Below are 25,079 nucleotides of genomic sequence, written 5' to 3'. Positions count from 1 at the left end.
CATGACCGACACTAACGAGCCAGGAGACAGCTCCGCAGACAGTCCCTATGGTGAATTAAAGCGTGCCGTCGCCGATTACGGCAAGGCGGCGATGGACAACCTGCTCCACTGCAAGGCGTTCGGCCGTGCCGTGATGGAGGGCTATGCAGGCTGGCTCGGCTGTGAGCCGGAGCGTGTCGTCGGCGTGCCGGCCAAAGGCCAGTTCGATCCGCATCACGACTATGGCGATGCCGCATTCAGCTTTTACCAGAGCCCGGTGATCCGGCTCGAACCGGTAACTTTCGGTATCTGTCTGACAATCGACAATGTCGAGGATTCAGGCTCGCTGTGGCTGCGCACGGCGATCCGGGTCGACATGGCCGGGACGGTGCTGGAGGTCTTTGTCGGCACACAGCCCATGGTCAATGTGCCGGTGGAATTCGACGGCCAGCTCGATCCGGTCTTCCGGGCGATCCATAAGGAGATGATGTCGGTGTTCTCGCAGGAGTTGCAGGAATTCCGCGATGACCGGTTCAGGGGCGGGATCGGCTTTATCGCCGACTGATCACCCGGATTCGGTCACATTCCTGTGGAGCCTGCCTGGCAAGAGCTTGTTTTCCGGCGCCAAAGCCCCCACAACCACCACCATGAAATTTGACTATGATCTGTTTGTCATTGGCGCGGGGTCCGGCGGTGTGCGGGCCTCTCGTCTCGCGTCCCAGGCCGGGGCAAAGGTTGGCCTTGCCGAGGAAAGCCGCGTCGGCGGCACCTGTGTCATCCGGGGCTGCGTGCCCAAGAAGATGTTCGTCTATGCCAGTGAGTTCGGGCGCGCCTTCGATGATGCCCAGGGCTATGGCTGGGTGCAGCGCGGGCGGCCGGACTTCAACTGGAAGCTTCTGGTCGACAACAAGGACCGGGAAATCGACCGGCTGAACGGGATCTATCTGACCAATCTTGAAAAGGCCGGCGTCGAGGTGCTGCACACTCGCGCCGTGCTGAAGGATGCCCATACGGTGCATCTGGTCGGCGAAGACCGCGACGTGACGGCGGAGAAGATCCTGATCGCCGTCGGTGGCACGCCGGTGCGCGACACGTCGGTCGAGGGCAACGAACTGGGCATCACATCGGCAGAGGCCTTTCACTTGCCCGAGCTGCCCAAGCGCATGGTCATCGCGGGCGGCGGTTATATCGCCATCGAGTTCGCCTTTATTTTCGCCGGGCTCGGCGTCGAGACGACGCTGGTCTATCGCGGCCCGCGCCTGCTCAAATATTTCGACGACGACCTCTCGAAGCAACTGCATGTCGAACTGGACCACAAGGGCATCCGCCTGATTACCGAAACGATCTTTACCAAGATCGAGGAAACGGACGGCGAGAAGGTCGTGCACCTTGCCAATGGCGATACACTGCACACCGATGTCGTATTCTGGGCAATCGGGCGGGCGCCCAAGACAGACGGCCTGGGGCTCGATGCTGCCGGTGTCGAGACGCGACCGAGCGGGGCGATCATCACCGATGACGAGCATCGTACCACGCAGGGGAATATCTTCGCGCTGGGTGACGTCACGGACCGGGTCAATTTGACACCGGTTGCGATTCGTGAGGGCGTCGCCTTTGCCGAGACGCAGTTCAAGAACAATCCGACGAAGATGGATTATGACTGTATTCCCAAGGCGGTGTTTTCCCAGCCGCCCATCGGCACGGTCGGCATGACGGAGGCCGAAGCTCGTGATGAGTATGGCGAGGTCGATATATACAAGTCTGACTTCAGGCCAATGAAACACGTTCTTGCCAATAATCCGGAACGCATGCTGATCAAATTGGTCGTTCATCCAGAGACTGACAAGGTGCTGGGCTGCCACATCATCGGTGACGATGCGCCGGAAATCATTCAGGCGGTGGCGATTGCCATCAAGGCCGGTGTCACTAAGGCGCAGTTCGATGCCACCGTGGCCCTGCATCCGACGGCGGCGGAAGAACTCGTGCTGATGCGTGAGAAGACCGCGAGCTAGAAAACGTTCTTCAGGTTAACCTTCCGTCATCGGCGGAACTTTACAGACCTGCCGGCTGACTGCTCAGCAGTCGGAACCATCCCTTGCGGGCATTTGTTACTTCATCACCGGACAATATTTCCCCAAGCAATTTCAGGAATGATGAAGATGACGCACAAGAGTAAATTCATGGCCGTCCTTTTGTCGGCGAGCTGCATCATTCTGCCGGCCTGTTCGCCGGATGGCAGCACTGCAAGGGTGCAGCCGGCCAGCGACCAATCGGCACAGGATGAAAAAGCGCGCCTGACGGTAGCGCTGCAGGATCAGCCCGAATGGATTCAGGCCGCCTATAGCGAGACTGACTACCGCATGATCTGGACCGGCATGTTCGACCGTCCGACGCGCAATTACGACCAGCTGATCGATTACCTGCGGGAGGCTGAAGAAGACGGCGTAATGGTAACAAGCGGTCGCGTGCAGCAGCTTGAAGACGTGCGTCACGCCTCGCCGGTGGAACGCGAGATGACCGCTGCGCGGGTCTTCGCCGAAACCGTCGAGGAGTTGCGCAATGGTGTGACGACGCCGCAATTCGAGATCCCCGATGTCGAGGAACTGACCGATCGCACCGCGAACTATGATGCGATCCTGCAGCAGGCCTATATGCGCGACGATCCGGCAGAGCTGATCAACATGGCGCTTGAGGACAATTTCATCGTCACCAACCTTCTTGATGCACGCAAGGAGTATCGCGCATTCAAGGAGCGCGGCGGCTGGGAGCAGATCACCTTCGATGAACGCAAGATCGAGGTCGGTGCAACCGACGAGGCCATCCCGCTGGTGCGCGCACGACTTGAAGCCGAAGGCTTCGATGCGGGACAGATACCAGAAGACCCGACCCTGTATGACGAGAATCTCGAACAGGCACTGATGGATTTTCAGCGTACACGCAGCATGATGGAAGATGGTGTCATCGGGCCAAACACGATCGAAGCCCTGAATGAAAGCGTCGATGACCTGATCGCCAAGATTGAAATCAATATAGAGCGCGCGCGCTGGCTGCCGGAAAGCCTTGGTGACAAGGCGGCTTTCGTCAATATCGCCGATTACAAGCTGCGCATGCTGAAGAATGACCGCATTGTCGATGAGATGGATGTGATTGTCGGCACGGTGAACCACCAGACGCCGGTTTTTTCCGACAAGATGGAAACGGTCGTCATCAATCCGTACTGGAATGTGCCGAGCAGTATCACCATCGAGGAGATCGCGCCTCAGCAATTGAACAATTCCGGCTATATCGCCAGCCAGAACATGGAAGTACTTGCCGGAAGCGAGATCGTTTCGCCCTCCAGTGTCGACTGGTCGGCGGCGGCTAATGGTGATTTGAATTTCCGCGTGCGCCAACGGCCCGGCGACAACAACGCGCTTGGACTGATCAAATTTCTCTTCCCCAACAAATATGCGGTCTATCTGCATGACAGCCCGGCTGAACAGCTGTTCTCGCAAGACCTGCGAACCTTCTCCCATGGGTGCATCCGGCTGGAAGACCCGATGCGCTTCGCGGAATTCGTGACCGAGAACGCGAGCGGCTGGGATCGTGACCGGGTAGAGCAGGCGATTGCGTCTGGCGAGCGCATCGAGTTCGCGCTCGATGAGCAGTTCCCGGTCTACATCACCTATTTCACCGCCTGGGCCGGCCCGGAAGGCAATGTCAGCTTCGCGCGTGACGTGTATGAGCGCGATGGTCGCATCGCCGGCGCGCTGCAGACACGCATCTAGGACGACATGGCTACCGGCCCCAGCGGGCCGGTACGCCGCGCGTATCGACATGAACGAACGGTCCGTGGGCGGCATTTGCGCCATATTCGCCGATCTCGCCCCGGCGCAGGCCGATGCCGGGTGCGGTCGCGTTCATCCTGCATCGCCCAGCGCCTAGCTTTCACGGCGGGCGAGGAAGGCGAGCCGCTCGAACAGGTGAACGTCCTGCTCGTTCTTCAGGAGGGCACCATGCAGCGGCGGGATCGCCTTGCGCGGGTCGCGCTCGCGCAGCACGCTCTCGTCGATATCGTCAGACATCAGCAGTTTCAGCCAGTCGAGCAATTCCGACGTGGACGGTTTCTTCTTCAGGCCCGGGGTTTCGCGCAGGGCGTAGAAGACCTTCAGCGCCTCGGACACCAGCGATTTCTTGATACCGGGGAAATGGACCTCGACGATCTCGTTCATGGTCCCGGCATCGGGGAACTTGATATAGTGGAAGAAGCACCGGCGCAGGAAGGCATCCGGCAGTTCCTTTTCATTGTTGGAGGTGATGACAATGATCGGTCGCTGGCGTGCACGGACGGTTTCGCCGGTCTCGTAGACGAAGAACTCCATGCGGTCGAGTTCCTGCAGCAGGTCGTTGGGGAATTCGATGTCGGCCTTGTCGATCTCGTCGATCAGCAGGATCGGGCGCTTTTCCGACGTAAACGCCTCCCACAACTTGCCGCGCCTGATGTAATTGGCGACATCGGTGGCGCGTTCATCGCCGAGCTGTGAATCGCGCAGGCGCGCGACGGCGTCATATTCATATAGGCCCTGGCGCGCCTTGGTGGTCGACTTGATGTGCCATTCGATCAGCGGCGCGTCCATCGCACCGGCCATCTCCTGCGCCAGCACGGTCTTGCCGGTGCCGGGCTCTCCCTTGATCAGCAGTGGCCGTTGCAGGGTGACGGCGGCATTGACTGCGACCTTGAGGTCGTCCGTTGCGATATAGTCCCTGGTGCCTTCGAATTTCATGCGTCATCCGTTTTAAAAATCTGTTCAGCGGGAAAGATAGCAGGGCTGACCTTCAGGACAAGGTATGCTTGCAGTGGTCTGCAGCGGGGTGTCGCTCAGTACCGGGATGGTCGGCTCGTGGCGACGCCAAAGGCGATTTTCTCACTGATTGGTTCGTGCCGGACAGAAACAGTAACGGCGGAGAATCACGCATTCACATCGGTCCTGTTTTCACGCCCGTACGGCCAAGAACAGTGTTTGCCGGTCAGTGGAACTCCGGGGGAAATGGTCTTTAGCGGGAGAAAAATATCATTTAAAATCAGATATATAACAGTCGTTCCGGCAAAAAATATGCTCATGGGGCGTCCCTTTAATACTTCGTAATATCTTATCGCGGAACTTTACATGGTAGAAAAGGGGCGTATATCCGCACTTCGAACAGAAACCATCTTGGGCAGAGCAATGAAAACCAGGACTTTCTCGACACTGGCGGCCGCAGGCCTTGTTTGTGCTGTTGCCGTGTCGTTCGCCAATGGCGTACCGTATCACAAGAACCAGATGAGCCCGATTGCGCTCGCCGATGTTCCGACCCCTGCGGTCAAGCCTGACCCCGCGCTCATCCCGCGGGATGTCAGCGTGCTCGAGGTCAATGAAGCGGCGATCGAGCTGATCATGACCAATGAGGGCCTTGAGCTGGAGCCATACCAATTCGGTGGCGCCTGGTATATCGGCTATGGTCATGGCCGCACGGCGAAGCCCGACATGAAGATCACCCCGGAAGATGCCCTGACCCTGTTGCGCGAGGATTTGCGTGATTTCGAGGACGCTGTCCGCCGCCTGGTAAAGGTGCCGCTGACAGAAAATCAGTTCTCGGCGCTGGTCTCCTTCGTCTATAATTGCGGCGAGGGCACCTTCTCCCGGTCATCCATCCTTCGCCATATCAACAATGGCGAGATGGAAAAGGCCGCCGATGCGCTGCTGCTCTATACCAAGGCGCAGATCGGCGAGGAAAAACGTGAACTGCGCAGCCTCGTCAAGCGTCGCCAGGGCGAACGCCGCATCTTCCTCGGCCAGCCGCAGCTCGACAAGACGCTGCGCACCTAGCACTTTCGCTATTTCTTCAGGCCGATTGCCTCCAGCCGCTGCTGGAGGAAGTCGTCTGCCGTGATGTCCGGCATCTCGCTGCCGTTGCGAAATTGCGGCAGGCAGGAGAGCTGTGCTTCCGGGCGCGGATGCAGAAAGAACGGCATGGAGTAGCGCGAGACATTCGGCCCGTCCGGATTGACGACGCGATGCGTGGTCGCCGGAATGTGGTTGTTGGTGATGCGGGCGAGCATGTCGCCGGCATCGACGATCAGCGCATTCTTCGAGCCTTCCACCGGCAGCCATTCGCCATTGCGGTCGAGCAGTTCGAGACCTGACGAGGAAGCCGCCACCAGAATGGTGATCAAATTGATGTCTTCATGGGCCGCGGCGCGCACGGCATCGGGGTCGGCATCCTCCGGCACTGGCGGATAATGCAGCAGGCGGAGGATCGAGTTGCCCTCGAATGTCATGGCACGGAAATATTCCGTGTCCACCTCAAGGGAGGGCGCGAGTGCCTCGAGCATCACCTGGCCGGCTTCCTCCAGCGCCTTGTAGAGGGTCAGGAAGGTTTCCTTGAAATCTGCGGGATGATCGGGCCAGAGGTTGGGCTGATAGACGCCGCGCATGTCGCTGCCTTCTGCCGGCTCCTGGCCGATATGCCAGAATTCCTTCAGGTCCGGCACCTTGCCGCCAACGGCCTGTTCGCGACCGGTCTTCGTATAGCCGCGCTGGCCGCCGAGGCCGGAATCGTAGCGCATTTTCTCGTCCATCGGCCGGGTGAAGAAGTCGGCGCTGGCGATATAGGCGCGGTCGAGCAGGTCTTTGGAAATGCCGTGGTCGCGCAGGATGATGAAGCCGAAATAGCGGAAGCCCTCATAGAGGGCCGCAATGAAATCGGCGCGCGCGGCGGCATCGCCATCGGTGAAATCGCTCAAGGAGAGCTCGGGTACTTCGGTGAATGTCTGCATGGCGTTTTTCCTATCCCACGCCATGCAGATTGACCAGCCCCGGGGCGCGCCCGGGGGGGGATTGTGTCCGTCTGATCGTCTGGCGTCCTACGCGGCGACGCCGGTATCCCATTGCGGCGCCCAGTCCGGGTCGATGATACGCCCGTCCGGCTCCACGAGGGAAAAGATTTTCTTCATCTCGTCGTCGCTGAGGTCGAAATCGAAGATGTCGAAATTCTGCTCGATATGCTCCCGGCTTGTCGCCTTGGGGATCGCGGCGACATTGGGCTGCTGCATCAGCCAGCGCAGCAGGACCTGGCCCGGCGCCCTGCCATGGGCCTCTGCGATGTCCTTCACCACCTGCTTGTCGAGGCTGTCGCCACGCCCGAGAGGGGAATAGGCGGTAAACAGCATGTTGGAATTGCGAATCACGTTGAGGACCGGGTCCTGGTCCAGCTCGGGGTGGTACTCGGCCTGCAGGCAGGCCAGCTCCGGGCAGGCGCTGATCGCTTCGGTCAACTGGCTGACATTGTAGTTGGAGATGCCGATGGCCCTGGCCTTGCCGGCCTTCTTCACCTCGGCCAGTTCCAGCACCTGCTCGGATACGGGGCGGTCTGTCATCGGCCAGTGCAGGAGCAAAAGGTCGACATAATCGGTGCCGAGGCGCGACAGGCTCTCATCGGCGGCATCGGCGATGCGCTGTTTCTCGATGTCCTCGTTCCAGATCTTGGTCGTCAGGAAAATCTCGTCGCGGGCAACGCCGCCGTCCTTCAGGCCCTTGCCGACAGCTTCCTCGTTTTCATAGATGGCGGCGGTGTCGACATGGCGATAGCCGGTATCGAGGGCGATCTTCACGGCTTCCACGGCGTCATCGTCCTTGAGCTGCCAGGTGCCGAAGCCGAGGCGCGGAATGGTGAGGTCGCCGGATTTGAAATATTCCATGGTGAGCTCCTGTCGGTGTTGCTGATTGCTGTTGGCTGATGTTGTACCGCAACACGGGGCGGCGGGGATATGTTCCTGCCTGGCGTGCCACAGGTCGCGTCCCGGCTCGTCCTGGTGCTTGTCTGTCGAGCCGGGCTTGTCCTTCCCATCGGCGGGGTCTAATCCTCGTGAAACTGTCCGAAACTCCAAAACTTCCGGGAGACATGCATGAGCAATCATGGCCAGAACGAATTCCAGTCCAACGACGTGCTTGTTGCCAGGCGCGATGAGGCCTGTCCACGCGGCCTGCCGTCGAAGTCCGGCATCTATGCCGAGCGTGCGCAGGGCGCCGAGATCTGGGATGTCGAGGGCAACCGCTATATCGATTTCATCGCCGGTATCGGCGTGCTCAATGTCGGCCACCGTCACCCGAAGGTGCAGGAAGCGATCAAGACCCAGCTCGACAAGGTCGTCCACACCTGTTTCGGCGTTGCCCAGTACGAGAGCTATATCGAGCTGGCCGAGCGGCTGAACAAGCTGGTCGCCAATGGCCGGTCGACACCCTACAAGACGATGTTCATGAACACCGGCAGCGAGGCGACCGAGCATGTGTGCAAGTTCGCCCGGCGGATCACCGGCCGCACCGGGCTGATCTCCTTCGAGGGATCGTTCCATGGCCGCACGCTGCTGGCGACCGCGCTGACCGGCAAGGCCGTGCCCTACAAGGTCGGCTTCGGGCCGCTGCCGGGCGATGTCTTCCATGCGCCCTATCCGGACCCGTACAAGGGCCTGTCGAGCCAGGGCGCGCTCAATTGCCTGAAGCACATCCTGCAGACCTCGATCCGCGCCGAGGATGTCGCCGCGATCATCATCGAGCCGGTGCAGGGCGAGGGTGGCTTCGTGGCCGCGCCGAACGAGTTCCTGCAGGGTCTCAGGCAGCTGTGCGACGAGACCGGCATCCTGTTCATCGCGGATGAGGTCCAGACCGGTTTTGCCCGGACCGGCAAGATGTTTGCGATCGAGAATTCCGGTGTCGAGCCGGACTTCCTCGTCTGCGCCAAATCCATCGCCGGCGGCCTGCCGCTGTCTGCCGTGATCGGCAAGCAGGAGCTGTTCGACAAGATCGAGCCGGGTGGCATGGGCTCGACCTATGGCGGCAACCCGGTCGCCTGCGCCGCAGCGCTCGCCGTTCTCGACGTGATCGAGGAGGAGGGGCTGATTGCCCGGGCCGAGCAGATCGGTGCGAGGCTGGAAGCGCGCTGGAAGGCCATGCAGGCCGGTATCGCCAAGGGCCTGTTCGGCGATGTGCGCCGGGTCGGCGCCATGGCGGCGGTCGAATGCGTCGTCGATGGCGACCCGAACCAGCCGAATGCCGAGATGGCGGCGGCGATCCAGGGCAAGTGCCGCGACAATGGCCTGATCTTCCTGACCGCCGGCAAGAAGGCGCAGGTGATCCGTACCCATGTGCCGCTGGTCGCGTCCGATGAGCTGATCGACGAGGGCCTCGACATCTTCGAGAAATCCGTACGCGAGGTTCTCGAGGGGCAACGGGCCGGGTGAGCGGTTTTGTCTTCCCGCCGATGAGGCAGCCAGCCGTGCCGGTAACCGGCGGCGGGCTGTTCCCGGTGCGCCGGATATTCTGTGTCGGGAAGAATTACGCCGACCATCAGGCCGAGATGGGCGATGCGAAGGGCACGCCACCGGTATTCTTCACCAAGCCTGCCGATGCGGTCTGTTCCGGCGGCGACATTCCCTTTCCGCTGGCGACGCAAGACCTCCATTACGAGGCCGAACTGGTCGTCGCGCTGGGGCAGGGCGGTGCGGTCTATGGCTATGCCGCCGGTTGCGATCTGACCCGGCGCGATTTGCAGGCGGCGGCGAAAAAGACCGGTGCACCGTGGGATACGGCCAAGGCGCTGGACAATGGCGCGGTCATCGGGCCGATCACGCCCCTCGAGGCGTGCGGCGATCTGCGCGAAGCGGCGATCCGCCTGAGCGTGAATGGCGAGCGGCGGCAGGATGGGCGCCTGTCGCAGATGATCTGGCCGGTGACGGAGATCATCGACAATTTGTCAGCCTATTTCGAGTTGCAAGCCGGTGACCTGATCTATACCGGCACACCGTCCGGTGTCGGCGCCATCGCGCGCGGCGATCGTGTGACGGTCAGCATAGACGTGCTGGAGCCCGTCAGCTTCACGCTCGTCTGATTGCGGTATTCGTGGCTGCACCGGCGGGAGGATTTTCTCAAGCGGAATATTTGCATCTGACGGGCTGGAAGTTCGCTGCATGACATGGTGTGATCGATCATAGCTGAGCATCTTGGGGAGAGGATAACAGCACCAGAGGAGGAGCCGGAATGAGCGAGACCAAACAGGAAATCTATGCCCGGGTGTCGAAGGAGATCCTCTCCGTGCTGGAGGACGAGACCGATGACATCGCCCGCATGGCGACGATCTCCTGCCTGTTGCACCAGGCCTTCGACAACCGCATCTGGACCGGCTTCTACATCACCGATCAGCACAAGGACAAAGAGCTCGTCGTGGGCCCGTATCAGGGCACGCTTGGCTGCCTGCGTATCCCCTTCGACAAGGGCGTGTGCGGGGTAGCGGCCTCGACGCGGGAGACCCAGGTCGTCGACAATGTGCACGACTTCCCCGGCCATATCGCCTGCGATTCCCGGTCGGTCAGCGAGATCGTCGTGCCGGTTCTGCGCGATGACCGAGTCATCGCCGTGCTCGACATCGATTCAGACCTGCCGGCGCAGTTCGACGATGTGGACCGCGAGGCACTGGAAGAACTGGTCGACGAGATTTTCTAGATCTCAGTCCGCGTCGCCGGACAGCTCGTCGCGCGAATAGCGGCGCAGGTTTGATTTGGCCGACTCGATCGTGCGGCGCAGGTCGATCGGGTTGTCGATCGCCGGCAGTTCGATGACGCCGACGCCGGTGCCGCGCAGGATCAGCGAGCCATAGCCGAACAGCCGGCCGAAGATAGATTGGCGCAGCTGGATCTCCTCGATCTTGTTGAGGCTGACTTCCTTGGTGTTGCGCGAGACCAGGCCGGTCTTGTAGACGAACCGGTAAGTGGTCACGACGATTTCCGTCGTCCACAGCTCGACCATGTGCAGGAGCATGATGAGAGAGCCGAAAAAAGCCGCGATCAGGGCGACGATATAGCCGGTCAGAAGGTCTGAAAAGGTCTTGCCGGTGACGATCTGGCCGACGATGAAGACCACGAGCGGTGCCAGGCCGAGCAGAAAGAAAAACGTGTTCCAGAAGGAATAGGTCCAGTTGAAATTCGCACGGGTGATGATTTCCTCATCATCCGCCAGCGTCTTCGATACATAGCTCATTACCCTGTCCCCACCGGTTCTACCCTCATATAAGCAGTCTAGCGGCAATCACCAGCGTGGGGAAAGGGTATTTTGCCGGGGTGCGACAGGCTGGCCAGCGCCGGGTATCGTGGGCAAAGTCCTTATAACATAACATTTTCATAAAGGTCTCGAATTTCTGTTATAACATAATATACGGCAATCAAGTATAGGAAGCCGGTTATTAAATAAAATGGTAATCACAATGTTGATGAGTCCTGTTTTGTTCCCTTGATAGGGGTGCTCGCAAGGTGTATGCAAGTATGAGATGCGGGAGAGAGCATCCACCTCGACCCAAAGACGACCGGTCAAGGAACCCGACCCAAGTTCCTTCCCTGCAATGAACCGCGCTTCTGGTCCTGCGGCAGGGAGCCCGGCCGATGGACTGGGGCCGGATGTCAGGACGGTGGGCACCATGCTCACCAATGGCATCTGACCCGCTCCAGGCACCATGCCGTCTGCCCTGCGGCATGGTGCCCCCTCCGTGACCCCTTGCCCCGGCTTGCGACAGCCGGGGCTTTTTTTTAGGTGCGAGAGCGGGGCGAGCGCGTGCCGTTGTTTCGCGGCCGGGAGGTTGGTCAAGGCGGCATCCGCTTCGCGGCGCGGCCCCCTATGTGTAAGGGGCCGGGGCCCTGACAGCGAAACACCGGCAAGACACATGGCGAGACTCTTCTGTTTTCAAATCTCGCCTCGTCCTTCGTGGCTCCTTCGGAGTACCTGAGGATGAGGCTTTTTCCGCCTCACCCTGAAGTGGCCGCTCAGCGGCCCACGCAGGGCAAGCACAGATATCGCCGCCACTTTTGAGGGTGCGAGCGTATGAAAGAATGAGGGAGCCCGTGTGCAGCGGCCATTGCCTCAAGTAAAATAATAAATAGTGGCATAGCTCTCGCTACACACGGCGGCGATCGATGCGGGGCCAAAGTGCATAGCTCTCCCGCCCGGGGGCTACCCCGGGACGCCGTTCTGCCGGACGGTGCAAAGCTGTACACACCCTCAACTGCCGGCAGAAACCTGATACGCCGATGCTCCGTGCAGGTCACACTTTGCGGTCGGCGCCTCCGCCGGGTCCTCACCTGGCTTGGGGAGGGTTATACGCGCTTGCGGCGGGACGGGGATAAGTGTTGTGCCGGATCTCTCTTCTTGTCATCCCGGGGCTCGCGCCAGCGAGAACCCGGGACCTATATGCCAGAGACGGGGCATTGATGAGAGGAAGGTTCGCCATGCCATAACGATCTCTCCAGATGGAAAGGCCTCTGGAAAATGGGTCCCGGCTCGCGCTGCGCTTGGCCGGGATGACAAGAGGGGAGGCCGGTTCTCGTGTTATGCGGGATCAGGATTGGACGCCGTGCCGCTAAGGCATAAAGTGCCTGAACAGCCTTGGCTGGGGTACTGGAGGAGTAACAGATATGGTTCAAAGACACATTGTGGCGTTGCCAATCGACGGTGCATTGAAAATCTTTCCCTTAAAGAGGTGGGCGCGGGAAAATCCTGATCAGTTTTCAGGAAACTTTAATCCTGATCACACTTCTCATCAACTAAGGGGTGTGCTGATAAAAAATGGATGGCTCACTGCGGAAACAGAAGATCAATTTATGCTGTTTCCTCGTGAGGCTGCACATCTAGTGAACGAGATCGACCATTCGGATGAGCAGGAATCTGAAGTTGATGTCGAGGTGGGGAGCGAAGAAAATGACATCAGCTTTGCGATGGAGCATCAACTTAGAGATTTTATTATTGCCAATTTGAACGGGATAGACGTGGGCGGTAAGAAGCTAAGTCTGTTTCGGGACTCGGACGGTCGAGATGGAAAGGAATATAGAACAGGTGTTGGGCTTATAGATATTCTGGCTATTGATGAAGATGGTAACTTTGTTGTTTTCGAATTGAAGCGAGCGAAATCACCTGATCATGCGATAGGGCAGATAGCCAGATATATGGGCTGGCTCACGGCGAACATCGGAAAAGACAAAGAAGTTAGTGGTGTTATCGTTGCGAAGACGATCGATGAAAAACTGCAATATGCTATTCGGGTGATGCCAAATGTCTCGCTGTTCGAATACTCAGTCAGCTTTACGTTAAATCAGGTCGATGCATTCTAACAGCATCACCTTTCCCCATTGCCCCGGCTGCGCTCAGCCGCTAAACAGCCTGATCATATTCACGCTTTTTCAGGACCGGACGCGACACCCATGTCGAAGAAATACCAGTATATCTACCACATGCACGGGCTCTCCAAGAGCTATGGCTCCAAGAAGATCCTCGACAATGTGCACCTGCAGTTCTTCCCCGACGCCAAGATCGGCGTGGTCGGGGTCAATGGCGCGGGTAAATCGACGCTGCTGAAGATCATGGCCGGGGTCGAAACCGAGTTCAATGGCGAGGCGGCACCTGCCGCCGGGGCCAAGGTCGGCTATCTGCCGCAGGAGCCGAAGCTGGACGAGACCAAGACCGTGTTCGAGAACGCGGCCGAGGGCGTCGCGCCGATCAAGGCCAAGGTCGAGGCCTATAACGAGATCGCCATGAAGCTCGCCGAGGATTATTCCGACGAGTTGATGGAGCAGATGTCGGCCATGCAAGAGGAGATCGACGCGCTCGACGCCTGGGACATCGACGCCAAGGTCAACATGGCGATGGAAGCGCTGCGCTGCCCGCCGGGCGACTGGCCGGTGACGGACCTGTCGGGCGGGGAGGCGCGCCGCGTCGCGCTGGCAAAGCTGCTGCTGTCGCAGCCGGACCTGATGCTGCTCGACGAGCCGACCAACCACCTCGATGCGGAGAGCGTCGCGTGGCTGCAGAACTATCTGCACAATTATCATGGCGCCGTGGTGATCGTCACCCACGACCGCTATTTCCTCGACCAGGTGACCGGCTGGATCCTCGAGCTCGACCGGGCCAAGGGCATTCCGCATGAAGGCAATTATTCGAGCTGGCTGCAGGCCCGCGCCAAGCGGCTGGAGCAGGAGCAGCGCGAGGAGAAATCGCGCCAGCGCTCCATGTCGCAGGAACTGGAATGGATCAATGCCTCGCCCAAGGCGCGCCAGGCCAAGTCGAAAGCGCGCATCAACGCGTTTGACGAGCTGGTGCAGAAATCGACCAAGAGCCAGGTCGGCCAGGCACAGATCCAGATCCCGCCGGGCCCGCGCCTTGGCGGTGTCGTGGTCGAGGCCGAGAACCTCAAAAAGGGCTTCGGCGACAAGCTGCTGATCGATGGCCTGTCGTTCCGCCTGCCGCCGGGCGGGATCGTTGGCGTGATCGGCCCCAACGGCGCCGGCAAGACGACCCTGTTCAAGATGCTGACCGGTGTCGAAGGGCCGGATGAGGGGACCCTGCGCATCGGCGAGACGGTGAAGATCGGCTATGTCGACCAGAGCCGTGAGAATCTCGACCCGAAGAAGAATGTGTGGGAGGAAATCTCCTCCGGACTCGATATCCTGACGCTCGGCGCGAAGGAATCAGGCGCCCAGCGCGAAGTGCCGTCGCGGGCCTATGTCTCGTGGTTCAACTTCAAGGGCGCCGACCAGCAGAAGAAGGTGGGCGACCTTTCGGGGGGTGAACGAAACCGGGTGCAGCTCGCCAAGATGCTGCGCGAGGGTTCGAACCTGCTGCTGCTTGACGAGCCGACCAACGATCTCGACGTCGACACGCTGCGCGAGCTGGAAGCGGCGCTGGACGATTATCCCGGCTGTGCGGTGATCATCTCCCACGACCGCTGGTTCCTCGACCGGATCGCGACGCATATCCTCGCCTTCGAGGGCGACAGCCATGTCGAATGGTTCGAGGGCAATTTCGAGGACTATATCGAGGACAAGAAACGCCGCCTCGGCCCGGATGCGGATATTCCCAAACGCATCCAGTATCGCAAGATGAGCCGCTAATCCTTCGAGGTCCGGCTTTGCCGGACACCTCAGGATGAGGAGTGCCAGATACTCAAATTGCCTCCCTGCGGCGCCGCCCTTCGAGACGCCGCCTGGGGCGGCTCCTCAGGGTGAGGACGGCCATGAAGGGCGGGGCATCAAACAAAGAAAAAGCCCGGGAAATTCCCGGGCTTTTTGCTGTGCAAGTATTGGCGCCAAATCCTATGTCGCCAGGGTCGAATCGAGGTTAATGCGGCTCGCCCGGCCCAGCTCTTCGCGGCTGAGATAGCCGTCGCGATTGCTGTCATAGTGGCGGAAGACGCCTTCATAGCCGTCATTGTTGCGGATATTGATCGAGGTGACGTCGCCAAGGGTTGCATAGCGATCGACATAATCGCTGTATTCGCTCAGGCTCAGCTGGCCGTCATTATTGCTGTCGATCAACTCGAACAGGCCATTGGGGTCGTAGATATTGGGATCGATCGCGCGGGTAACGGATGTCTGCGCCATGGCCGGCGCTATCAGCAGGGTTGCAGCCACAAGTACAAGCGAGACAGGGGCAATCAGGCCGCCGAGAAGGGCAGTCCGTGCTGTCGTCAGAGTCGTTGTCATATTCGGTTTCATATCATCTCCAGACACCGTGTCGTTATCAAACACCACTGCCCGACCGCGTGTTCCTATTCATGCGGAAAGCTCCCCGCTCTCGCTCTATTCACACCGTATATGTGACTGAACTATGGCATTGCAACTTCCGCGCCTGTTTTCGCCATCTGCTGGCCGGAATGTGTCGCATTATACGCGTTGACGGGACGGACCGGTCCCGGTGTGCCGGGCAAATCGGGGAAGCGGCTTGACCATATAAAGATTTCTTTATATGTCTTCTGACTCAAGGAGCCTCCCACGGAACCGGTATGCCGCAGCCACCACTCGACAGCTTTCTGACGGAAATTCGCGCCCTGGGGGAGGAAACCCGGCTGCGAATCGTCCTGCTGCTGTCGCGGGGCGAACTGACCGTCTCCGAACTGACCCAGATCCTGCAGCAGAGCCAGCCGCGGGTGTCGCGCCATGTCAATATCCTCGCCGATGCCGGGCTGGTCGAAGGCCATCGCGAAGGGGCGTGGGTGTTCTATCGCCTGAACCCGGCCTCGGTGCTGCTCGAAGGGCTCGAGGACGTCTTGCCCGGCCTGCACCGGGCGCAGGACGAGGCGCTGGCCGAGGATGCAACGCGCCTGTCGGCGGTGATGGCGGCACGCGCGGCGGTGGCCGCCGATTTCTTCCAGCGCAATGCCGAAAGCTGGGAAAAGCTGCGCCGGCTGCATACGCCGGAATCCGACATCGAACAGAAGATGCGCGAACTGGCCGGCGATGCGCCGGTCGGGAAGTTCATCGATCTGGGCACCGGTACCGGCCGTATGCTGATCGTCTTCCGCGACCTGTATGAGAGGGCGATCGGCTATGATGTGTCGCGGGAGATGCTGGCCGTTGCCCGGACGCTGTTGAGCGATGCCGGGGTCGAGAATGCCCAGGTGCGTCAGGGCGATATCTTCGATCTCGCTGATCAGGATGGCGCCGAGCACGAGGGCAGTGCCGATTTCGTCTGTATTCATCACGTCCTGCACTTCCTGCCGGACCCCGCCGCAGCGGTGAAGGCGGCGCGCAAATTGCTGCGGCCGGGCGGGCGGATGATGATCGTCGATTTCGCCCCGCATGAGCTGGAGCATCTGCGTGAAGAATACGCCCATCGCCGTCTCGGTTTTTCCGATGCCGATGCGAGAGGCTGGGCCAAGGCCTGCGGTCTCACGGTCGGTGGCAGCGAGACATTGACGCCGGGCGCGGACGAGCAGGACAGGCTGAGCGTCAAGTTATGGTTGTTGAAAGCACCGCGCGAGTCCGGTGCGCAAGCCCAATATCTGAAAGAGAGTATCCATGTCTGACAGGCTGAAGATCAGCTTTGAATTCTTTCCGCCGAAAACGGAAAAGATGAGCGAGCAATTGTGGGGCGCTATCGAGCAGCTGGTGCCGCTGGGGCCGGACTTCGTGTCCGTCACCTATGGTGCCGGCGGGTCGACCCGCGACCGCACCCACCAGACGGTGTCGCGCATCGTCGAGGAGACGAAAGTGCCGGTCGCGGCGCATCTGACCACGGTCAATGCGACGAAGGACGAGATCAACCAGGTGCTCGACGACTACTGGAATGCGGGTGTGCGTCATATCGTTGCCCTGCGCGGCGATCCGCCCGGCGGGGTCGGCGAGACATTCGAGGCGACGCAAGGCGGCTATTTCAATGCGGCTGACCTGGCCAAGGCCGCGACCGACCGCCATGGCTTCGAGGTTTCCGTCGGCTGCTATCCGGAAAAGCACCCTGAAAGCCCGGACTTCGCGCTCGATATCGAGCTGTTGAAACAGAAGGTCGATGCCGGCGCGACGCGCGCGATCACCCAGTTCTTCTTCGATAATGACTGCTTTTTCCGCTATGTCGACATGGTGCGCAAGGCGGGGATCACCATCCCGATCGTGCCGGGTATCATGCCGGTGAACAATTTCGGCGCGCTGACGCGCATGGCCGGCCTGTGCGGCGCGACCATTCCCGGGCGCATCGGGCGAATGTTCGAGAATCTCGACGACGACCCGGAAACCCGCGAGCTGGTCGCCGCGACGCTGGCCGCCGAACAATGTCTCGACCTTGCCGAGCAGGGCATCGACCATTTCCACTTCTATACGCTGAACCGCGCCAAGATGGCCTATGCGCTGTGCCATATGCTCGGTGTACGCGCCAATTCCGACACCAGTCAGGACTGAATCATGCAACCGACCTTCGTCAATATCGGTGAACGCACCAACGTCACCGGCTCCGCCCGCTTTCGCAAGCTGATCAAGGACGGCGATTATGAGACCGCCCTCGATGTCGCCCGCCAGCAGGTCGAGAGCGGCGCCCAGATCATAGATGTCAACATGGACGAGGGGATGCTGGACGGTGTCGACGCGATGCGCACCTTCCTGCGCCTGATCGCGTCGGAACCGGATATCTGCCGCGTACCGATCATGATCGACTCGTCGAAATGGGAGGTGATCGAGGAAGGGCTCAAGAACGTCCAGGGCAAGGCGATCGTCAACTCCATCTCGCTGAAGGAAGGCGAGGAGGAGTTCCTGGCCCACGCCCGCAAGATCATGCGCTATGGTGCAGCGGCGGTAATCATGGCCTTCGATGAAAAGGGCCAGGCCGATACCGAAGACCGGAAGTTCGAGATCTGCGAGCGCTCCTACAAGCTGCTGGTCAAGAACGGCTTCCCGCCGGAAGACATCATCTTCGATCCGAACATCTTTGCGGTGGCGACGGGCATCGAGGAGCATGACAATTACGCTGTCGACTTCATCAATGCGACGCGGCGGATCAAGGAAAATCTGCCCCATGCCCGCGTCTCGGGCGGCGTGTCGAATATCTCGTTCTCGTTTCGCGGCAATGAGGCGGTGCGCGAGGCGATGCACTCGGTCTTTCTCTATCACGCCATTCAGGCGGGCATGGACATGGGCATCGTCAATGCCGGCCAGCTTGCGATCTATGACGATATCGAGGCCGAACTGCGCGAACTGGTCGAGGATGTGATCCTCAACCGCCGCAAGGGCGCGACCGACGCGCTGCTGGAGCGGGCCGACCGCTACAAGGGCGATGGCGGCAGGAAGCGCGAGGAGGATCTGGCCTGGCGCGACCAGCCGGTCGAGAAGCGCATCCAGCATGCGCTGGTGAAAGGCATCACCCAGTACATCATCGAGGATACCGAAGAAGCCCGCCAGAAGCTGGACCGGCCGCTCTATGTCATCGAGGGGCCGCTGATGGACGGCATGAATATCGTCGGCGACCTGTTCGGCGCGGGCAAGATGTTCCTGCCGCAGGTGGTCAAGTCGGCCCGGGTGATGAAGCAGGCCGTCGCCTATCTCGAACCCTATATGGAAAAAGAGAAGAAAGAGCAGGGGCTGGCCCAGGGCGAGGCCAAGGGCAAGGTGCTGATGGCGACGGTCAAGGGCGATGTCCACGATATCGGCAAGAACATCGTCGGCGTGGTTCTTCAGTGTAACAATTATGAGGTCATCGACCTCGGCGTCATGGTGCCGGCTGACAGGATCCTCGATGAGGCGAAAAAGCACAATGTCGACATCATCGGCCTGTCGGGCCTGATCACGCCCTCGCTGGACGAGATGGTCAATGTGGCCAAAGAGATGAAGCGGACGGGGCTGGATATCCCGCTGCTGATCGGCGGGGCGACGACCTCCAAGGCACATACGGCGGTCAAGATCGAGCCCAATTACGAGCATGGCGTGATCTATGTCACCGATGCCAGCCGCGCGGTCGGCGTCGTGTCGACGCTGCTGTCGAACGAGCGCAAGCCCGATTACCTTACCGGCATTCGCGATGATTATGACAAGGTGCGCGTCAGCTACAGCAAGCGTCAGCAGACGGATAAACGCGTGCCCATCGACAAGGCGCGGGAGAACCGCGTCGAGATCGAGTGGTCAGGCTATGAGCCGCCCAAGCCGTCCTTCACCGGAGCGAGGGCGTTTCGCGACTATGACCTGAGGGACCTTGCCGATTATATCGACTGGTCGCCATTCTTCGCGTCATGGGATCTGCATGGCCGCTATCCGGCGATCCTGGAGGATGACACGGTAGGCGAGGCGGCCCGCGACCTGTTCGCCGAAGCGCAGAAGATGCTGAAAAGGATCATCGAGGAGAAATGGTTCACGGCCCATGGCGTGATCGGCTTCTGGCCGGCGCAGTCGGTTGGTGACGATATTCATCTCTATGAGGATGAAAGCTGCGAGAACCAGATAGGAGTGTTTCACGGGCTGCGTCAGCAGATGGAAAAGCGTTCCGGCCAGCCGAATTATTGCCTGTCCGATTTCGTCGCGCCGAAGGACAGCGGCAAGGTCGATTATCTCGGCGCCTTCGCCGTTACGGCCGGCCATAATGAAGACGAGGTGTCACAGAAATTCGCCAAGGCGGGCGACAATTATTCCTCGATCATGGCATCGGCGCTTGCCGACCGGCTGGCGGAGGCGTTCGCCGAGGCGCTGCATGCGCGCGTGCGCCGCGAATTATGGGGTTACGCGCCCGATGAAGGCCTCGACACGCAGGCGCTGATCGAGGAGAAATATCAGGGCATCCGTCCGGCACCGGGCTATCCGGCCCAGCCCGATCACACCGAGAAGGAAGTGTTGTTTCGCCTGCTGAAGGCGGAAGACAATGCCGGAATGGAGCTGACGGAGAGTTTTGCGATGATGCCGGGGGCGTCCGTCTCGGGCATGTATTTCAGCCATCCCCAGTCGGTCTATTTCGGCGTCGGCAAGATTGCCCGCGACCAGGTCGAAGACTACGCCAGGCGCAAGGGCACGCCGGTTGCGGAAATCGAGAGATGGCTCGCCCCGATCCTCGGTTACGAACCCTGATGCCAGTGGTCATTTGAGACAGAATGGAGGCCGGCTCCCCCGCTTGAGCCCGGCCTCTGGCTGTGTGCCGGCGGCTTACAAACCGCCGGTCAAAAAGATGGCGGCCATCATTACGACCGCACCGAAAAGTGCCCCTCCCACAAGGCAGCTGATCTCCGTCATATCCCCATTACCCTCTGCTGGTGGCTAGACAAAAGAGACGCAACAATTGCGTCTCATACTGAGCAGAAAAAAATGGCCTTGAGAATAGGCCCTTGCCCGACCCCTGCGCATCCCTTGCGCTTCCCGTCGGTAAGCCCTTGGAATCAGGCAGCGAAAAAATTTCACAAAACTGTGGAAAACTCGCATTTGGCGAAGTTTTTCAAAAGCATGATCTGTCGCGGGCTGACTCCCATTGCCTGCGGCACACGGAAAACCACGATCCGGCTTGCCTGAAAAAGTTTTTCTGGCTCGCTGCCGGTGGTTTCGCTATGGAAAATCATGACCCTGTGGCAACGCATACAGCAATTCCTCGAAGCGGCGGGAGAGCGCACGCTTGGCGCCCTGATGGAGGTGGTGCGCGCGCGCAAGGCGCGGCGGGACGAAGCGGTGTTTTCCATCGCCCTGATCGCCCTGTCTGCCAAGATGGCCAAGGCGGATGGCTTCGTCACCGATGAGGAGATCGTCGCCTTCGGTGATTTCTTCGCCTTCCCGCCGGAAGAGGCGAGCAAGGTGCGCATGGTATACAACCTCGCCCAGGAAGATGTTGCCGGGTTCGATCTCTATGCCAAGCAGGTCGGCGAGCTGTTCGGCGACGAGCCGACGATCCTGGAAGACGTGCTCGACTGCCTGTTCCACATTGCTCTTGCCGATGGCGTGATGCATCCGCGCGAGATGGAGCTGCTGCGCGCGGCGGCTGAGGCGTTCTCGATCAGCCCGGCGCAGTGGCGCCGGATCAGTGCGGCGCATCTGGGCGCCGACAAGGACGATCCCTATGCGGTGCTCGGCCTGTCCCAGGACGTCTCCGACGCGGAGCTGAAAAAGGCCTATTACAAGCTGGTCAAGGACACCCATCCGGACACGCTGATCGCGCGCGGCGTGCCGGCCGAACTGGTCAAGATTTCCGAAGGCCGGATGGCGGCGATCAATACCGCCTATGAAAAGGCCATCGCCGAGCGCAAGGCCGCAGTCTAGCGCGGCTTTTTGTCATTTCCGGCACCCTGACGGTCCTGTGACGGTCCTGTGGCCAGCCTGCACCCTTGCCCATGGTTAATTGAGCCCCATGTCAATTCTGCTGGATAAATCGAACGGCGAGTGATTAAATAACCCCATGAACAGTGCACCGGTAACCCGTCAGTCCTTTTCCGCATCGGATCTCGTCAAGAAAGCCGCCAGCGGTCTTATGGATGTCGTGCTGTTCGTCGTCGTGTTGTGCTTTACCGGCGTCGCCATGATCGCGGTCGCCATCGTCGCGCCGCTGGCCGTCGGTATTTCCGCCCTGATCGGCCGCCATCGCGAGACGCGCTCCAGCTGGAAACGCGTCAAGGCGGGTTGAGGCGTTACCCCGCAGACTTCTCTTATCGTCATCAGCAATAGTGGCTGGCAGATCATGCCAGCGCACCCTATGGTCCGCCCCTCTGAGTAGAAGAGGAGCGATGGGATGCCCGCGCGCGAATTGATCATGCTGGTTCTGATGTGCCTCGTCTGGGGGCTGCATCTGGTCGTCATTCGCGCGACCACGAACCAGTTCGTCGATCCGATCTTCTATGCCGCCTGCCGGATGACGCTGGTCGCGATCATCCTGTCGCCGCTGTTGCGCATCCATCATGGTCAGATGAAGCGCATCGCCGTCGCCGGGCTGTGCCTTGGCGGGCTGAATTATGCGTTGATGTTTACCGGCTTTGCCCATGCCTCGGCGTCGGTCGGGGCGATGGTGATGGAGCTGTATGTGCCGATCACCGTGGTGCTGGCAGTGGTGTTCCTGAAGGAGCGCATCGGGCTGCCGCGCATTGCCGGGATTGTCATTGCCATTGCCGGGGTCGGGCTGATCGCGCTGTCGCAGGAGCGCGACGGCGACACCTCGATGCTCGGGGTCGCGCTGCTGGTTGCGGCGATGGCGTCGGAGGCGACGGGGGCGATCATCGTCAAGAAGATCGAAGGCGTAAAGCCGCTCGAACTGCTCGGCTGGTTCGCGATCTTCGGCTCGGCCTTCCTGTGGACCGCCACGCTGACGCTGGAGCGCGACCAGATCGCCGTGCTGACGGGCGAGAATATCTGGCCGTTCCTGGCGGCTTTGTCCTTCACCGTATTCGGCGCGTCGATATTCGGGCACACGACCTATTACTGGCTGATCCAGCGCCTGCCGGTGAACCAGGTCTCTTCCTCGACGCTGCTGGCGACGGTGATTGCCGTAGCGGGCGGGGTGTTCATTCTCGGCGAGCCGGTGACGTGGCAGTTTATTGTTGGCGGGCTGATGACGCTTGGCGGGGTCGGGGTTATCCTGATCCGGACGAAGGACAAGCAGGGGCCACCCTCGGCGACCATCGCGCCGATTGAAAACTAGAGAGACGCCATGAGCCTGACGATCAATAGAGACCATCGCTCGCCGAACCATGATGCGCGCGACGAGACGGTCGACATGATCGTGCTGCATTATACCGGCATGGAGAGCGGCAGGGCGGCGCTGGAGCGGCTGTGCGACCCGGCGGCGCGGGTCAGCGCCCACTACCTGGTCGAGGAAGACGGCACGGTGTTCGCGCTGGTCGACGAGGACCGCCGCGCCTGGCATGCCGGCCTGTCGCACTGGCAGGGACGGGACAATGTCAATGGCTGTTCCGTCGGCATCGAGATCGTCAATCCGGGCCATGAATGGGGCTATCGCAAATTTCCCGGCGTGCAGAGCGATGCGGTCGCGGCGCTGGTCGCTGAGATCGTCGCGCGGCACGGTGTGCCGGCCTCGCGCGTCGTCGGTCACAGCGATGTCGCCCCCGAGCGCAAGGAAGACCCGGGCGAGCTGTTCCCCTGGCACAAGCTGTCGCAATCGGGGCTGGCGCTTGCCGCCATCGACCCGGCGCTGCCGCTGCCGGAGGATGTGCCGGATTATGCGGCGGCGGTCACCATGCTGCGTCAGATCGGCTATGGCTTCCGCGATGGCCATCCTGTCGCAGCCGTGTTGGCCTTCCAGCGGCGGTTCCTGCCGGGCCAGATGGGGCAGGGGCTGAACCCGCCCACTCGCGCCGCCATCGGGCGGGTTCATGAAGCGCTTTAAGCGCGGCGTGAGGGCCTTCGCGGCCAATGAAGTCTTGCCGATAAACCCTTCATGGCAAACGAAAAATTTACCATGTGCCCTTAGCGTGGTTCTCAACGACCGGTGTCATTTCAAGAGGCCGGAAGTGGGGTGACCTGTGTGCAAGCGGGTCCAGGGGTGAAGACCCGCCGCGCCAGGGGCCGGCGGGTTTTTCATTGCGCGGGGTTGCCCGGAACCGCGGCACTGGCGTTATCGCCGTAAAAGCCTTATATGCGCGGCCATGACTGATGTACTGGACAAGACGGATAATCTGGCGCTGACGCGCAGGGTGGCGGGCGCGCTCGATCTCGGCCTGCCCAAGGGCGCGCGCATCATCGTCGCCATGTCGGGCGGCGTGGATTCGTCCGTGACGGCGGCGCTGTGCCATTATGCCGGCTACGACGTCGTCGGCGTGACGCTGCAGCTCTATGACCATGGCGTCGCGATCCAGAAAAAAGGCGCGTGCTGCGCCGGGCAGGATATCCATGACGCCCGCCGTGTGGCCGAGGCGCTGGGCATTCCCCATTACGTGCTCGATTACGAGAACCGCTTTTCCGATGCGGTGATGGAAGATTTCGCCGATACCTATCTGGCCGGCGCGACGCCGATCCCCTGCGTGCGCTGCAATGAACGGGTGAAGTTCAAGGATCTGCTCGAGACTGCCCGCGACCTTGGCGGCGCAGCGATGGCGACCGGGCATTATATCGCGCGCGAGATCGGCGACAGCGGCAAGGCGGAGTTGCGCCGGGCTGCCGATGCCGATCGCGACCAGAGCTATTTTCTGTTTACCACGACGCAGGACCAGCTGGACTTCCTGCGCTTCCCGCTGGGCCATCTGCCGAAGCCTGAAGTGCGGGCGATCGCGGCGGAGCTGGGCCTCGTCGTGGCCGACAAGCCGGACAGCCAGGACATCTGCTTCGTGCCGGAGGGCAAATATACCGCCGTGGTCGAACGGTTGCGCCCCGGCGCGGCGGAGCCGGGCGAGATCGTGCATGTCGACGGTACGGTGATGGGCACCCATCCGGGCGTCATCCACTACACGGTCGGCCAGCGCCGTGGCCTCGGCATCGCGACCGGCGATCCGCTCTATGTGGTCAAGCTGGATGCGGACAAAAAGCAGGTGGTGGTTGGCCCGCGCGAGGCGCTGACGACCAAGGTGATCCATCTGAAGGAAGCCAATTGGCTTGGCGACGAGGCCGTGCCCGAAGGCGGCATGCGTGTCGCGGTGAAAGTGCGCTCGACCAGGCCGCCGGAAATCGCCACCCTGCGCCGTGACGGCGACAGGCTGTCGGTCGTGCTCGACGCGCCGGAAGATGGCGTCTCGCCGGGCCAGGCCTGCGTGTTCTATACGCCGGATGACGCGCACAGCCGTGTCCTCGGCGGCGGCTGGATCGCCTCGACGGAAGCGGCGTGAGCATGGCATCCCCGTCCTTCGAGGCTCGCTGCGCGAGCACCTCAGGATGAGGATGTTCA

At 60.7% G+C, this 25,079-nt stretch carries 23 protein-coding genes; 17 read left to right on the top strand and 6 right to left on the bottom strand.

Annotated elements, in window-relative coordinates; genetic code table 11:
- Window position 1: 1 nt before the first annotated feature.
- The 3 genes from IEV88_RS08205 to IEV88_RS08195 all read left to right on the top strand — a co-directional run bounded on the left by IEV88_RS08205 (window position 2) and on the right by IEV88_RS08195 (window position 3,746).
- The gene (locus IEV88_RS08205; protein WP_188158908.1) at window positions 2-544 is read left to right on the top strand and encodes a hypothetical protein; all 543 of its coding nucleotides are present in this window, start codon (window positions 2-4) and stop codon (window positions 542-544) included.
- A gap of 82 nt (window positions 545-626) precedes the next feature.
- Entirely contained in the window at window positions 627-1,991 is a 1,365-nt protein-coding gene (gene gor, locus IEV88_RS08200; protein ID WP_188158909.1) for a glutathione-disulfide reductase, read from the top strand.
- A gap of 147 nt (window positions 1,992-2,138) precedes the next feature.
- Entirely contained in the window at window positions 2,139-3,746 is a 1,608-nt protein-coding gene (locus IEV88_RS08195; protein WP_188158910.1) for a L,D-transpeptidase family protein, read from the top strand.
- A gap of 10 nt (window positions 3,747-3,756) precedes the next feature.
- On the opposite strand, the gene IEV88_RS15320 is transcribed toward IEV88_RS08195, so the two are convergent.
- Both IEV88_RS15320 and IEV88_RS08190 read right to left on the bottom strand, forming a co-directional pair.
- Window positions 3,757-3,882: a hypothetical protein gene (locus tag IEV88_RS15320; protein ID WP_268235731.1), complete on the bottom strand. Its 126-nt coding sequence runs from the start codon at window positions 3,880-3,882 to the stop codon at window positions 3,757-3,759.
- A gap of 17 nt (window positions 3,883-3,899) precedes the next feature.
- On the bottom strand, window positions 3,900-4,742 hold the full coding sequence (locus IEV88_RS08190; RefSeq protein ID WP_188158911.1) for an AAA family ATPase: 843 nt from the start codon (window positions 4,740-4,742) through the stop codon (window positions 3,900-3,902).
- Window positions 4,743-5,183: 441 nt separating this feature from the next.
- Between IEV88_RS08190 and IEV88_RS08185 the strand changes: the two genes are divergently transcribed.
- Window positions 5,184-5,825: a lysozyme gene (locus tag IEV88_RS08185; RefSeq protein ID WP_188158912.1), complete on the top strand. Its 642-nt coding sequence runs from the start codon at window positions 5,184-5,186 to the stop codon at window positions 5,823-5,825.
- A gap of 8 nt (window positions 5,826-5,833) precedes the next feature.
- Here the strand turns inward: IEV88_RS08185 and IEV88_RS08180 are convergent, their stop codons facing one another.
- Together IEV88_RS08180 and IEV88_RS08175 are read right to left on the bottom strand one after the other, a co-directional pair.
- A complete protein-coding gene (locus tag IEV88_RS08180) occupies window positions 5,834-6,775 on the bottom strand; it encodes an isopenicillin N synthase family dioxygenase (protein WP_188158913.1) in 942 nt (313 codons plus the stop codon).
- Window positions 6,776-6,862: 87 nt separating this feature from the next.
- Entirely contained in the window at window positions 6,863-7,696 is an 834-nt protein-coding gene (locus tag IEV88_RS08175; protein WP_188158914.1) for an aldo/keto reductase, read from the bottom strand.
- Window positions 7,697-7,903: 207 nt separating this feature from the next.
- Between IEV88_RS08175 and gabT the strand changes: the two genes are divergently transcribed.
- The 3 genes from gabT to msrC all read left to right on the top strand — a co-directional run bounded on the left by gabT (window position 7,904) and on the right by msrC (window position 10,493).
- Window positions 7,904-9,235 carry a 4-aminobutyrate--2-oxoglutarate transaminase gene (gabT, locus tag IEV88_RS08170; RefSeq protein WP_188158915.1) on the top strand — a complete coding sequence of 444 codons (1,332 nt, stop codon included), beginning with the start codon at window positions 7,904-7,906 and terminating at the stop codon, window positions 9,233-9,235.
- A complete protein-coding gene (locus tag IEV88_RS08165) occupies window positions 9,232-9,882 on the top strand; it encodes a fumarylacetoacetate hydrolase family protein (RefSeq protein ID WP_206711235.1) in 651 nt (216 codons plus the stop codon). The genes gabT and IEV88_RS08165 overlap by 4 nt, the downstream gene beginning before the upstream one ends.
- A 149-nt stretch (window positions 9,883-10,031) precedes the next feature.
- On the top strand, window positions 10,032-10,493 hold the full coding sequence (gene msrC / locus IEV88_RS08160) for a free L-methionine (R)-S-oxide reductase MsrC (RefSeq protein WP_188158916.1): 462 nt from the start codon (window positions 10,032-10,034) through the stop codon (window positions 10,491-10,493).
- 3 nt (window positions 10,494-10,496) lie between these two features.
- Here msrC and IEV88_RS08155 read toward each other — a convergent pair whose 3' ends face one another.
- Complete coding sequence (locus tag IEV88_RS08155; protein ID WP_188158917.1) at window positions 10,497-11,027, bottom strand: PH domain-containing protein; 531 nt, start codon at window positions 11,025-11,027, stop codon at window positions 10,497-10,499.
- 1,424 nt (window positions 11,028-12,451) lie between these two features.
- On the opposite strand from IEV88_RS08155, the gene IEV88_RS08150 reads away from it, so the two are divergent.
- Entirely contained in the window at window positions 12,452-13,144 is a 693-nt protein-coding gene (locus tag IEV88_RS08150) for an endonuclease NucS domain-containing protein (protein ID WP_188158918.1), read from the top strand.
- Between the two features lie 90 nt (window positions 13,145-13,234).
- Window positions 13,235-14,920, top strand: coding sequence for an energy-dependent translational throttle protein EttA (gene ettA / locus IEV88_RS08145; protein WP_188158919.1), 1,686 nt, complete (start codon window positions 13,235-13,237; stop codon window positions 14,918-14,920).
- A gap of 201 nt (window positions 14,921-15,121) precedes the next feature.
- On the opposite strand, the gene IEV88_RS08140 is transcribed toward ettA, so the two are convergent.
- A complete protein-coding gene (locus IEV88_RS08140; protein ID WP_188158920.1) occupies window positions 15,122-15,511 on the bottom strand; it encodes an EF-hand domain-containing protein in 390 nt (129 codons plus the stop codon).
- Window positions 15,512-15,810: 299 nt separating this feature from the next.
- Between IEV88_RS08140 and IEV88_RS08135 the strand changes: the two genes are divergently transcribed.
- The 8 genes from IEV88_RS08135 (at window position 15,811) to mnmA (ending at window position 25,020) form a co-directional block, all read left to right on the top strand.
- On the top strand, window positions 15,811-16,833 hold the full coding sequence (locus IEV88_RS08135) for an ArsR/SmtB family transcription factor (protein ID WP_188158921.1): 1,023 nt from the start codon (window positions 15,811-15,813) through the stop codon (window positions 16,831-16,833).
- Entirely contained in the window at window positions 16,826-17,698 is an 873-nt protein-coding gene (gene metF / locus IEV88_RS08130) for a methylenetetrahydrofolate reductase [NAD(P)H] (protein WP_188158922.1), read from the top strand. The genes IEV88_RS08135 and metF overlap by 8 nt, the downstream gene beginning before the upstream one ends.
- Before the next feature lie 3 nt (window positions 17,699-17,701).
- The gene (metH, locus tag IEV88_RS08125; RefSeq protein ID WP_188158923.1) at window positions 17,702-20,341 is read left to right on the top strand and encodes a methionine synthase; all 2,640 of its coding nucleotides are present in this window, start codon (window positions 17,702-17,704) and stop codon (window positions 20,339-20,341) included.
- 480 nt (window positions 20,342-20,821) lie between these two features.
- Window positions 20,822-21,514: a molecular chaperone DjiA gene (locus IEV88_RS08120; RefSeq protein WP_188158924.1), complete on the top strand. Its 693-nt coding sequence runs from the start codon at window positions 20,822-20,824 to the stop codon at window positions 21,512-21,514.
- A gap of 136 nt (window positions 21,515-21,650) precedes the next feature.
- Window positions 21,651-21,875, top strand: a complete 225-nt coding sequence (locus IEV88_RS08115) for a hypothetical protein (RefSeq protein WP_188158925.1) — start codon at window positions 21,651-21,653, stop codon at window positions 21,873-21,875.
- A 105-nt stretch (window positions 21,876-21,980) separates the two neighbouring features.
- Window positions 21,981-22,883, top strand: a complete 903-nt coding sequence (locus IEV88_RS08110; RefSeq protein ID WP_188158926.1) for a DMT family transporter — start codon at window positions 21,981-21,983, stop codon at window positions 22,881-22,883.
- A 9-nt stretch (window positions 22,884-22,892) separates the two neighbouring features.
- Window positions 22,893-23,588: an N-acetylmuramoyl-L-alanine amidase gene (locus IEV88_RS08105; protein WP_188158927.1), complete on the top strand. Its 696-nt coding sequence runs from the start codon at window positions 22,893-22,895 to the stop codon at window positions 23,586-23,588.
- Window positions 23,589-23,847: 259 nt separating this feature from the next.
- Entirely contained in the window at window positions 23,848-25,020 is a 1,173-nt protein-coding gene (gene mnmA / locus IEV88_RS08100) for a tRNA 2-thiouridine(34) synthase MnmA (protein WP_188158928.1), read from the top strand.
- The last annotated feature ends 59 nt before the right edge of the window (window positions 25,021-25,079 follow it).

The sequence above is a fragment of the Aquisalinus flavus genome (genome assembly GCF_014640095.1).
GTDB lineage: Bacteria > Pseudomonadota > Alphaproteobacteria > Caulobacterales > Parvularculaceae > Aquisalinus > Aquisalinus flavus.
Note: the sequence above shows the minus strand (reverse complement) of the source record. Positions and strands in the feature narration are given on the sequence as shown.

What these genes read in the sequence shown, in the direction of transcription:
- IEV88_RS08205 (WP_188158908.1), top strand. Translation starts at nt 2, where the DNA reads ATGACCGACACTAACGAGCCAGGAGACAGCTCCGCAGACAGTCCCTAT.
- gor (WP_188158909.1), top strand. Translation starts at nt 627, where the DNA reads ATGAAATTTGACTATGATCTGTTTGTCATTGGCGCGGGGTCCGGCGGT.
- IEV88_RS08195 (WP_188158910.1), top strand. Translation starts at nt 2,139, where the DNA reads ATGACGCACAAGAGTAAATTCATGGCCGTCCTTTTGTCGGCGAGCTGC.
- IEV88_RS15320 (WP_268235731.1), bottom strand. Translation starts at nt 3,882, where the DNA reads ATGAACGCGACCGCACCCGGCATCGGCCTGCGCCGGGGCGAGATCGGC.
- IEV88_RS08190 (WP_188158911.1), bottom strand. Translation starts at nt 4,742, where the DNA reads ATGAAATTCGAAGGCACCAGGGACTATATCGCAACGGACGACCTCAAG.
- IEV88_RS08185 (WP_188158912.1), top strand. Translation starts at nt 5,184, where the DNA reads ATGAAAACCAGGACTTTCTCGACACTGGCGGCCGCAGGCCTTGTTTGT.
- IEV88_RS08180 (WP_188158913.1), bottom strand. Translation starts at nt 6,775, where the DNA reads ATGCAGACATTCACCGAAGTACCCGAGCTCTCCTTGAGCGATTTCACC.
- IEV88_RS08175 (WP_188158914.1), bottom strand. Translation starts at nt 7,696, where the DNA reads ATGGAATATTTCAAATCCGGCGACCTCACCATTCCGCGCCTCGGCTTC.
- gabT (WP_188158915.1), top strand. Translation starts at nt 7,904, where the DNA reads ATGAGCAATCATGGCCAGAACGAATTCCAGTCCAACGACGTGCTTGTT.
- msrC (WP_188158916.1), top strand. Translation starts at nt 10,032, where the DNA reads ATGAGCGAGACCAAACAGGAAATCTATGCCCGGGTGTCGAAGGAGATC.
- IEV88_RS08155 (WP_188158917.1), bottom strand. Translation starts at nt 11,027, where the DNA reads ATGAGCTATGTATCGAAGACGCTGGCGGATGATGAGGAAATCATCACC.
- IEV88_RS08150 (WP_188158918.1), top strand. Translation starts at nt 12,452, where the DNA reads ATGGTTCAAAGACACATTGTGGCGTTGCCAATCGACGGTGCATTGAAA.
- ettA (WP_188158919.1), top strand. Translation starts at nt 13,235, where the DNA reads ATGTCGAAGAAATACCAGTATATCTACCACATGCACGGGCTCTCCAAG.
- IEV88_RS08140 (WP_188158920.1), bottom strand. Translation starts at nt 15,511, where the DNA reads ATGACAACGACTCTGACGACAGCACGGACTGCCCTTCTCGGCGGCCTG.
- IEV88_RS08135 (WP_188158921.1), top strand. Translation starts at nt 15,811, where the DNA reads ATGCCGCAGCCACCACTCGACAGCTTTCTGACGGAAATTCGCGCCCTG.
- metF (WP_188158922.1), top strand. Translation starts at nt 16,826, where the DNA reads ATGTCTGACAGGCTGAAGATCAGCTTTGAATTCTTTCCGCCGAAAACG.
- metH (WP_188158923.1), top strand. Translation starts at nt 17,702, where the DNA reads ATGCAACCGACCTTCGTCAATATCGGTGAACGCACCAACGTCACCGGC.
- IEV88_RS08120 (WP_188158924.1), top strand. Translation starts at nt 20,822, where the DNA reads ATGACCCTGTGGCAACGCATACAGCAATTCCTCGAAGCGGCGGGAGAG.
- IEV88_RS08115 (WP_188158925.1), top strand. Translation starts at nt 21,651, where the DNA reads ATGAACAGTGCACCGGTAACCCGTCAGTCCTTTTCCGCATCGGATCTC.
- IEV88_RS08110 (WP_188158926.1), top strand. Translation starts at nt 21,981, where the DNA reads ATGCCCGCGCGCGAATTGATCATGCTGGTTCTGATGTGCCTCGTCTGG.
- IEV88_RS08105 (WP_188158927.1), top strand. Translation starts at nt 22,893, where the DNA reads ATGAGCCTGACGATCAATAGAGACCATCGCTCGCCGAACCATGATGCG.
- mnmA (WP_188158928.1), top strand. Translation starts at nt 23,848, where the DNA reads ATGACTGATGTACTGGACAAGACGGATAATCTGGCGCTGACGCGCAGG.